At 63.0% G+C, this 9,344-nt stretch carries 10 protein-coding genes; 3 read left to right on the top strand and 7 right to left on the bottom strand.

Annotated elements, in window-relative coordinates; translation table 11 throughout:
* Window positions 1-131 precede the first annotated feature (131 nt).
* The 7 genes from ACNFCH_RS20445 to ACNFCH_RS20415 form a co-directional block, all read right to left on the bottom strand.
* Entirely contained in the window at window positions 132-584 is a 453-nt protein-coding gene (locus ACNFCH_RS20445) for a hypothetical protein (RefSeq protein ID WP_230392951.1), read from the bottom strand.
* Between the two features lie 59 nt (window positions 585-643).
* A complete protein-coding gene (locus ACNFCH_RS20440; RefSeq protein ID WP_337159254.1) occupies window positions 644-862 on the bottom strand; it encodes a hypothetical protein in 219 nt (72 codons plus the stop codon).
* Between the two features lie 142 nt (window positions 863-1,004).
* Entirely contained in the window at window positions 1,005-2,399 is a 1,395-nt protein-coding gene (gabP, locus tag ACNFCH_RS20435; RefSeq protein WP_337159255.1) for a GABA permease, read from the bottom strand.
* Between the two features lie 346 nt (window positions 2,400-2,745).
* Window positions 2,746-3,756 carry an NAD(P)-dependent alcohol dehydrogenase gene (locus ACNFCH_RS20430; protein ID WP_337159256.1) on the bottom strand — a complete coding sequence of 337 codons (1,011 nt, stop codon included), beginning with the start codon at window positions 3,754-3,756 and terminating at the stop codon, window positions 2,746-2,748.
* Window positions 3,757-3,818: 62 nt separating this feature from the next.
* Window positions 3,819-4,409 (bottom strand): HAD family hydrolase, encoded by a 591-nt coding sequence (locus ACNFCH_RS20425; RefSeq protein WP_337159257.1) that lies wholly within the window; start codon window positions 4,407-4,409, stop codon window positions 3,819-3,821.
* Window positions 4,406-5,275: an acyl-CoA thioesterase II gene (gene tesB, locus ACNFCH_RS20420; RefSeq protein WP_337159258.1), complete on the bottom strand. Its 870-nt coding sequence runs from the start codon at window positions 5,273-5,275 to the stop codon at window positions 4,406-4,408. Before tesB ends, ACNFCH_RS20425 begins: the two co-directional genes overlap by 4 nt.
* Window positions 5,276-5,370: 95 nt before the next feature.
* Window positions 5,371-5,940 (bottom strand): GNAT family N-acetyltransferase, encoded by a 570-nt coding sequence (locus tag ACNFCH_RS20415; protein WP_070092217.1) that lies wholly within the window; start codon window positions 5,938-5,940, stop codon window positions 5,371-5,373.
* Between the two features lie 169 nt (window positions 5,941-6,109).
* Here ACNFCH_RS20415 and ACNFCH_RS20410 point away from each other — a divergent pair, with 169 nt between their 5' ends.
* The 3 genes from ACNFCH_RS20410 to ACNFCH_RS20400 all read left to right on the top strand — a co-directional run bounded on the left by ACNFCH_RS20410 (window position 6,110) and on the right by ACNFCH_RS20400 (window position 9,342).
* Window positions 6,110-6,799 (top strand): histidine phosphatase family protein, encoded by a 690-nt coding sequence (locus tag ACNFCH_RS20410; protein WP_337159259.1) that lies wholly within the window; start codon window positions 6,110-6,112, stop codon window positions 6,797-6,799.
* A 243-nt stretch (window positions 6,800-7,042) separates the two neighbouring features.
* Window positions 7,043-7,957 carry a histone deacetylase gene (locus ACNFCH_RS20405; protein ID WP_337159299.1) on the top strand — a complete coding sequence of 305 codons (915 nt, stop codon included), beginning with the start codon at window positions 7,043-7,045 and terminating at the stop codon, window positions 7,955-7,957.
* Between the two features lie 149 nt (window positions 7,958-8,106).
* Entirely contained in the window at window positions 8,107-9,342 is a 1,236-nt protein-coding gene (locus ACNFCH_RS20400; RefSeq protein ID WP_337159260.1) for a TIGR03862 family flavoprotein, read from the top strand.
* Window positions 9,343-9,344 lie beyond the last annotated feature (2 nt).

Below are 9,344 nucleotides of genomic sequence, written 5' to 3'. Positions count from 1 at the left end.
ATCGTGCACAAGAACGCCGGTTTGTAGATGTGTTTGCTCGCACGAACATCATCCATCAAACCGGCGTTCTTGTTTCTGTCTTTCCCGGGATTCCGTGAAGAACCTTTTTTTATGCCTGCATGCTGGCTCGATCAGCCTTCGGCCTGATCCTTCAGGTCATCCAGCGCATCCACGATCGCTTCGTCGTTGTCGGACATCGCATCCTGCATGTCTTGCATCATGGTCTTCTGCACCTCGACCACTTTCAGCGCCAGCTCACGGCCGTCCTTGGACCCCAAGATGATCGCCATCGCCTGCTCCGGGTGTTGGTTGGCGCGGATCATCAGGTCCAGCTCGTCGTCATCGAAGTGATCGGCATAGACCTCGACCATCGCGTCTTTCAAGGCGTCCTGCGGCAGATTCTGACGGACCACGTTGCGAATCTGCTCACGCCCGAGCATCGGGTACTGGGTGGCGTAGGCGGACGATGCGATGTCCACGATCACGCCATACTGCTCAGTCAGCCCTGTGGTCTTGATGAGCTCCTCAGCCTTGTCCTTGCTTGAGCCGCAGCCCGTCAGCATGGCCGCACAGGCGGCAGCCATGACCAGTGTCCTTAAATCCATGAGTCCGATGTCCTTGTCTTGCGAGAGAGAAACCGCACCTAGCGGCGGTTGAGATGAAGGCCGACGATGACCACGAGCAGGACGATGACGCCCAGCACCGCGCCAACGGCTGGGAACATCGCCGCAGGCCAGATCACGCCACGACCGAGGTTGTAGGCGAAACTGTAGTGGGAGTATTGGCCGAACAGCCAGGAATAGAGGGTATAGATCAGGCCGATGGCGAAGTAACCGGCAATGAGTTTTCCCTTGAGCGACATGGAGCTTCCTTATAGATGATGGCGCCATTGAACTGTTTCAAAAATTATCACCACAGTGATAGCAATTCAATGTCATCTATAAAGCTGCCGAGTCGAGAGCTGAGACGGCAATGCCATCAAAGCTCCCGCTCGGACTTTTGGATCAACCCATCGAACGCACAGCCATTTCCCTGCGCGCCTGCCCGCGAGTGGTGACAATCCCCAAGAAGGAAATCACCAACGCCAAGCCCAAGGTCGCTGTCACCTCAGCGCGGTGCTCTTCGGTGAACATCATCACGCCCAAGGCACAGGCGATGAAGATGATCACTGCCCAGGTCAGGTACGGGAACAGCCACATGCGGAACTTGAGCTCCGTGCTCTCGCGCTCCAGGCGGCGACGCATGCGCAATTGGGAAATGGCGATGACCATGTACACCAGCAAGGCAATGGCACCGGAACTGGCGAGCAGGAACTCGAACACGCCCTTGGGCGCGAAGTAGTTGAGGATAGCGATGGCCGCACCGATCAGGGTGCTGCCGAACACCGCGGCGCGAGGTACGCCGACGCTGTTGGTCTTGTTCAGAATCGCCGGGGCGTCACCGCGCTTGGCCAGGGAATACATCATCCGCGAGGCGATGTAGATCGAGGAGTTCATGCAGCTGGTCACGGCCACCAACACCACCAGATCGACCATGAAGGCCGCATTGGGGATGTTCATGATTTCCAGGGCACGCTGATAGGAACCCACCACCGCCAGTTGCGGGTCGTTCCACGGCACGACGGAGATGATCACGAAGATCGACAGGATGTAGAAGGTACTGATCCGCCAGATCACCGAACGGGTGGCCTTTGCGATGTTACGCGAAGGATCGCTGGATTCTGCGGCGGCGATGGTCACCGCCTCGGTGCCGATGAAGCTGAACATCACGGTGATGAAGGCGCCCACCACGGCGGACCACCCCTTGGGCGTGAAGCCACCGTGCTCGGCCATCAGCGTGCTCAGGCCGCTGACTTCACGGTTGGGCAGCCAGCCCATCAGAGCGGCGAAGCCCAGGCCGATGAAACCGAGAATGGCCGTGACCTTGAGGATCGCGAACCAGAACTCGAACTCACCGTACTTGGCCACGCTGAACAGGTTGGTGCCGGCCAGCAGCACGACCGAAAGCAAGGCGAAGATCCAGCTGTCCACCTGGGGAAACCAGGCGTTGAGCACGTGGCCGGCAGCCAGGGCTTCGATCGGGATCACCAGGACCCAGAACCACCAGTACAGCCAACCGATGGTGTAACCGGCCCAGCGGCCGATGGCTTGTTCGGCGTAAGTGGAGAAAGAGCCGGTGTCAGGATGGGCGACTGCCATTTCACCGAGCATGCGCATGACCAGTACCACCAGGGTCCCGGCCACGAAATAAGAAAGAATGGTCGCCGGCCCGGCTGCCGCAATGGCGTGCCCTGAGCCTACGAAAAGTCCGGCACCGATGATGCCTGCGATGGACAGCATCGTTACATGACGTGGCTTGAAACCTTGTGCAAGGTTGCCATCAGATCCCACGGTGTTCATTGATCTTGTTCTCTTTTTGCTGACACAAGGAAAGGACGGGCAGAGGTAGGCGAACAACTTCTCCTTTGAAAGAACGGTGACACGGCGCATCGCTTACGTGGTGTTGTTGAGGTTTTCACGTATCCAGGGCGACGCACCGACAAAATGCGGGGTCCACTTTAAGCCCGGGGGGGCGACGGAAAAATACTCGAAAACGCCACGCAACTGTTCGATCACGACATGGCTTTGCTATGCAGGTCACGGTATCGAATAGCCAGCAATGAAGCCTCTGGAACGGGCGTTCCAGCAACGAGGGTGGGGTTTCTACAGACGAGGCCAGGGCCGCTTTGCGGCCCCGACTACAGACTCAGAAGGTCAGGCAGATCTTGCCGAAATGCTTGTTGCTTTCCTGATAGCGGAACGCCTCGACGATCTGCTCGAGCTCGAAGTGCTTGTCCACCACCGGCCGCAGGCCATTGGCGTCGATCGCCCGGATCATCGCCTGCTGCTGGGCACGACTGCCCACCAGCACGCCCTGCAGGCGAATCTGACGCACCAACGCCTGGACCAGCGGCAACTGCCCGGCAACCCCGGTGAGGATGCCGATCAACGAGACGTGGCCGCCGATACGCGCTGCGATCATCGATTGCTCAAGGGTCGCCGGCCCGCCGACTTCGATCACATGATCGACACCACGGTTACCGGTGAGCTCACGCACCTTCTCGCCCCACGCCGGGGTGCTGCGGTAGTTGATCAAATGATCGGCGCCCAAAGCCTTGAGGCGCTCGAGCTTGGCATCGCTGGAGGAGGTGGCGATCACCGTGGCACCGGCCAGCTTGGCGAACTGCAGGGCGAAGATGGACACACCGCCGGTGCCCTGCACCAGCACGGTATCGCCCGGTTTGAGGTGATCATCGCTCATCAAGGCGCGCCAGGCAGTAAGGCCGGCGGTAGTCAGGGTGGCCGCCTCGGCGTGACTGTAGCCTTGGGGCGCCAGGGTGAAGGCGGTGGCACGGGCAGTCACCTGTTCACGGGCGTAGCCATCGATACCATCGCCGGGCACCGTGGCGAAGCCTTCCACATTCGCCTGGCCATCGAGCCAGTCAGGGAAGAACGTGCTCACCACAGCGTCCCCCACCTGGAACTCGCTGACACCCGACCCGACCGCGACCACCTCGCCTGCGCCATCGGCCATGGGAATGCGCCGTTCGCTCGGCCCCCACATGCCGCTGACCACGGCAAAGTCGTGGTAGTTGAGGGAACTGGCGTGCAGACGCACGGTGATTTCGCCGGCCTGCGGCGCACGCGCCTCGCTGGTCCCTACCTGGACGTTGTCGTAACCGCCACCGGGTTGTACATAGATGGCCTTGTTGCTCATCACGAAATCTCCTTGAGGGATCGAAAAAACCAACACTGCAGATTAGACCGGTCTGGGCAGGGTCAGCCGAGCAACAATTTAAGAGCGCGGCAATCGGCGGCATGCCAGTCCGCCAGTTCGGGCCAGGGGTTGTCCGGGAGGTTGACCAGCACCGTGCGCGCCCCTGCGGCGCGACCACAGTCCAGGTCGAAACGGTAGTCGCCCACCATTACCAGTGAAGCAGGCGACACGTCCCAGGCCTGGGCGATTTTCAGCAAACCGTCAGGGCTGGGCTTGGGCGCGGCTTCGTCGCGACCGAGGATGTGTTCGACAGCAAAGCAGTCCGCCAAGCCGATGGCCTCGAGCGTGACGTGCGCCAGCTCCCGGGCATTGCGGGTGAGAATGCCCAGCTGGCATCCCCTTTCGGCCAGCTCGCGGACCAGCTCCACAGCCCCTTCAGCCGGTCGGGAGGCAATCGCCAGGTCACGCTCGTGCTCGAGCAGCCAGGCATGTTTGGCCGCGGCCTCCTCGGCCGGTAAAGCCGCCAGATGGGTGAGGATGTCGTGCTCTGGCGGTATGCCCAACGCCTCGCGAATAGCCGCGAAATCATGCACGGCCACCGTGAGTGTGCCGTCCATGTCGAACACCCAATGGCGGATGCTCCCCAGGCTCATGCCCAGTCCTCACGATGGCGGATCAAGCCTTCCTGGGTCGAAGAGGCCACCAGCTGACCCGCGCGGTTGAAGATGCTGCCACGGTTGAAGCCCCGGGCGTTGCCCGCCCAAGGGCTATCGGTAGCGTACAGCAGCCATTCATCGGCACGCAGGTTGCGGTGGAACCACAACGAATGGTCGAGGCTGGCGATCTGCATGTCCTTCTGCCACACCGATTTGCCGTGGGGCAGCAGCGAAGTGGTCAGCAGGCCGAAGTCCGAGGCGTAGGCCAACAGGTACTTGTGCAGGGCCGGCATGTCCGGCAGCTTGCCGTCGGCACGGAACCAGGCGTACTTGATCGGATCGCCTGGCTTGGGGTTGAACGGGTCACGCTCGGTGATCGGACGGATCTCGATGGGTTTGGCGCACAGTACCTTGTCGCGAATGCGCTCGGGCAGGTGCTCGGCCATGGCGCTCGCCAGCTCGACTTCGCTGGGCAGGTTTTCCGGCCCGACCACATCGGGCATCGGCGCCTGGTGCTCGAAGCCCCCCTCGTCGTACTGGAACGAGGCGCTGCACGTGAAGATCGGCTGCCCCTTCTGGATCGCCGTCACCCGCCGGGTGCTGAAGCTGCCACCGTCGCGCACGCGATCGACCGAGTACACCACCGGCATGCTGGCATCGCCCGGACGCAGGAAGTAACCGTGCAACGAATGCACATGGCGCGCCTCTTCGACGGTCTGGCTGGCTGCCGACAGCGACTGACCAAGCACCTGCCCGCCGTACAACTGGCGGAAGCCCAGGTCCTGGCTGCGGCCACGGAACAGGTTCTCTTCGATGGACTCGAGGCTCAGCAAGTCGACCAAGTCGTCCAATACATGGCTCATGGGGGATTCTCCTAGCAAGGCATCACGGCTCTACGGCGCTCTCATGAGGGCAAATGATACAGGGTTTGTCATTCGCGCCCTGCATGACACGCCATTCAGCCACGCAAGGTCTGTTGCCAACGTGCGCGATCGATGCGGTACAGCACATGAGGGCGCAGGGGGTGGCCGACGGCCAGGCGGGGATGCTCGAAGCTGCCGGCAAGGTCCTGGACCATGCCGATGGCCTGCATGACCTTCTGCGACGGCAGGTTCCCTTCGGTAGTGAACGACACCACTTCATCCAGGTGCAATTGGGCGAAAGCACAACGCAGGCAGGTCCAGGCTGCCTCGCTGGCAAAGCCCAGGCCCCAATGACGCCGGGCCAGGCGCCAGCCGATCTCCACGGCCGGACCGAACGGCGCGTCGAAATTGACATTCAGCAGCCCCGTCATGCCGATGAAGGCCCCGCTGTCCTTGCGCTCCAGGGCCCAAAGACCAAAACCGTACTCATTGAAATGCCCACGAATCCGCCCGATCAGCGCCGCCGACTCAAGGCGCGTCATCGGTGCCGGAAAATAGCGCATCACCTGCGGGTCGGCGCACAGCGCGGCGAACTCGCGCAGATCGTCGTCCTGCCATTGGCGCAACACCAGCCGTGCGCTTTCCAGTTCGAGGATGGGGGTCATCAGGATGGCTCCGAATTCGCGGTCATGCAGTGTACAGCGTAGGCGCCGGTACGCCTTTGGCACTGTAAATGCAATTTTCACACGCACTTCACTGGCCTCCGACAGCTCGCTTCGCACAATGCCGCCAAACCGCGCGGCCCATGGCTGCGCCCTGCCATTGGAGTGAAGCATGCAGCCGAGCAACATCCTGCAAAACCCCGCCGTACACACGCCCCCCAAACGACGACGTTACTCGCGCAAGGCGCTCGGCGCAGCCGCCGGCCTGCTGTTGGTGCTGGCCGGGCTGACCACCTGGCTTTTGACGAGGACACACATCGTGGATCTTGGCAACGAGCAACAGCTCAGCGACAGCGGGTTGCTGCAGGATTGGGCGCAAGGCGCGGTCATCGTGATGATCCGCCACGCCGAGCGTTGCGACAGCGCCCCCGGCCCGTGCCTGGACGACCCGACCGGCATCACCGTCGCCGGTAGCCAGGCCGCCACACGCGTCGGCCAAGGCCTGCAGCAACTGGGCCTGGACACTGCCGACAGGTACAGCAGCCCCAAGCTGCGCACCCGCCAGACCGCGCACTTCATCCTCGGCCAGGCCGCACCCAGCGAAGACTGGCTGGAAAACTGCGACAGCCAGTTCGCCGACGAAGCCCTCGCCCGCAAGCGCCCTGGCCATAATCTGGTCCTGATCACCCACAACGGCTGCATCGATCACTTCCAGCGCCAATTGCACGTGCCGGGAGGTGAACGTGAGAGCGGCTATGCCAGCGCGTTGTTCGTCTCGGTGGACAGCAACGGCAAGGCACGGATCCTCGGGCGCATGAACGAGCCCGACTGGCAGCGGGTGCTGGCCAGCGCTGGCAAGTAGGGCGCGCGGTTCGCGCCCTGCGGTCTAACCACCGATGCATGGGTGAATTCACTGACGTATTCGCGGGTAAACCCACACAAGGATCACCGCCAACCCTGTGGGCGGGTTTACCCGCGAATCGGCCAGCACAGACACTCGACAAATGTGAATGATCCTTGGGGATTGTGTCGGACTTCGCCAGCGATGGCGTCCCTCCCCCACTACTGGCAAGATCAGCCCCTGGCCCCCACCGCGATACCCGCCATGCCGTTGCCGCTGATCTACCACGACGACTACAGCCCGACGTTTCCGCCCGAGCACCGCTTTCCGATGGACAAGTTCCGCCTGTTGCACGATCACCTGATCGACAGCGGCCTGGTCACGGACGCGCAGTTGCTGCGCCCGGAAATCTGCCCCAACGACATTCTCGCCCTGGCCCACGACCGCGGCTACATCGAGCGCTACATGCAAGGCGAGCTGTCCCGCGAGGACCAGCGCCGCCTGGGCCTGCCCTGGAGCGAGGCGCTGGCCCGGCGTACCGTTCGGGCGGTGGGCGGTTCGCTGCTGACCGCCGAAATGGCCCTGCGCCATGGCATCGCTTGTCATCTGGCCGGCGGAACTCACCACGCCCATTACGACCACCCGGCCGGTTTTTGCATCTTCAACGACCTGGCGGTGATCAGCCGCTACCTGCTCGAAGCCGGGCGGGTGCATCGGGTGCTGATCTTCGACTGCGACGTCCATCAGGGCGACGGCACTGCACGCATCCTCCATGACACCCCAGAGGCGATCACGGTGTCGCTGCACTGCGAGCAGAACTTCCCGGCGCGCAAGGCCCAGAGTGATTGGGACATCCCCCTGCCCCGGGGCATGGGGGACACGGCCTACCTGAAGGTCGTGGACGATGCCCTGAACTACCTGCTGCCGCTGTACCAGCCTGATCTGGTGCTGTACGACGCCGGCGTGGATGTGCACAAGGACGATGCCCTGGGTTACCTGCAACTGACCGACGAGGGCCTGGCCGCCCGGGATGAGCAAGTGATGCGCCATTGCCTGGGCCGGGACATCCCCGTGGTCGGCGTGATCGGCGGTGGCTATAGCAAGGACCGCCAAGCCCTGGCCAGGCGCCATGGCATTCTTCATCACAGCGCAGCGCGGGTACTGGGTTGTGCACAATGACTGTGGAACCGCCTGTGGATAACCTGCGGGAAAGCCGCTGCAGGCCTTTAAATGCCTGATCCAAAAGGCGCTGATCATTTTTTGCTCAGTGCCGGGACGGGCCTCGCTGGGGTAGAATGCCAGCTCTTTTCCACAGCCTGTCGCCCGCCATGTCCGATCAACATCCCGCCTCTGCTCCTCTCGTCGCCGTCATCGGTGGCGGCCCCGCCGGCCTGATGGCGGCCGAGGCACTGGCCAACGCTGGCCTGGCGGTGCAGGTGTTCGATGCCATGCCATCGGTGGGCCGCAAGTTCCTGCTGGCCGGCGTCGGCGGCATGAACATCACTCACTCCGAGCCCTATCCCGCATTCATCTCCCGCTATGCCGAGCGCCAGCACGAAGTCGACGCCCTGCTGCGCGACTTCGACGCCGACGCCCTGCGCCAGTGGATACACGGCCTGGGCATCGAAACCTTCGTCGGCACCTCCGGGCGCGTGTTCCCACGCGACATGAAAGCCGCCCCATTGCTGCGTGCCTGGCTCAAGCGCCTGCGCGAGCGCGGTGTGGTTATCCACACCCGCCATCGCTGGCTGGGCTGGAACAGCGACGGCACCTTGCGGATCGCTTATCCACAGGGCGAATTGCAGTTACGAGCCGATGCCGTGGTACTGGCCCTGGGGGGTGGCAGTTGGGCGCGCCTGGGCTCCGATGGCGCCTGGCAACCGGTGCTGGCCGAGCGGGGTGTGGATATCTCGTCATTGCAACCGAGCAATTGTGGATTCGAGGTTCAGGGCTGGAGCCAACTGCTCAAGGACAAGTTCGCCGGCGCACCGCTGAAGAACATCGCCCTGAGCGTGCCCGGCGCGGCCCCACGCAAGGGCGAATTCATCCTCACTGCCCAAGGGGTCGAAGGCAGCCTGGTGTATGCCTGGTCGGCAGCGGTGCGCGAGACCATCAACCGGGACGGCCGGGCGACATTGCTGCTCGACCTGCTGCCCGACCGCCCTGTGGACAAGATCGTCCAGGCATTGGCCAAACCGCGCGGTTCGCGCTCGATGGCCAAGCACCTGCAAGGCCAACTGGGCCTGGACGGGGTCAAGGCAGCGTTGTTGCGCGAGCTGACCGATCAGTCGACCTTCGCCGCCCCCGAAGCGCTGGCCCGGGCGATCAAGGCCCTGCCGATCGAACTGGTGCGGCCACGGCCACTGGATGAGGCGATCAGCAGTGCGGGCGGTGTGCGCTTCGAGGCGCTGGATGAAGGCTTGATGCTCCAGCGGATGCCGGGCGTGTTTTGCGCAGGGGAAATGCTGGACTGGGAGGCGCCTACGGGCGGCTACCTGCTGACGGCCTGTTTTGCCAGTGGGCTGCGAGCAGGCAAGGCGGCGGTGGAGTGGTTGAGCAGATAGAC

Origin of the sequence: Pseudomonas sp. NY15354 (assembly GCF_048068075.1) — a bacterium.
Classification (GTDB): Bacteria; Pseudomonadota; Gammaproteobacteria; order Pseudomonadales; family Pseudomonadaceae; genus Aquipseudomonas; species Aquipseudomonas guariconensis_C.
This window is presented reverse-complemented; position numbering and strand designations above follow the sequence as displayed.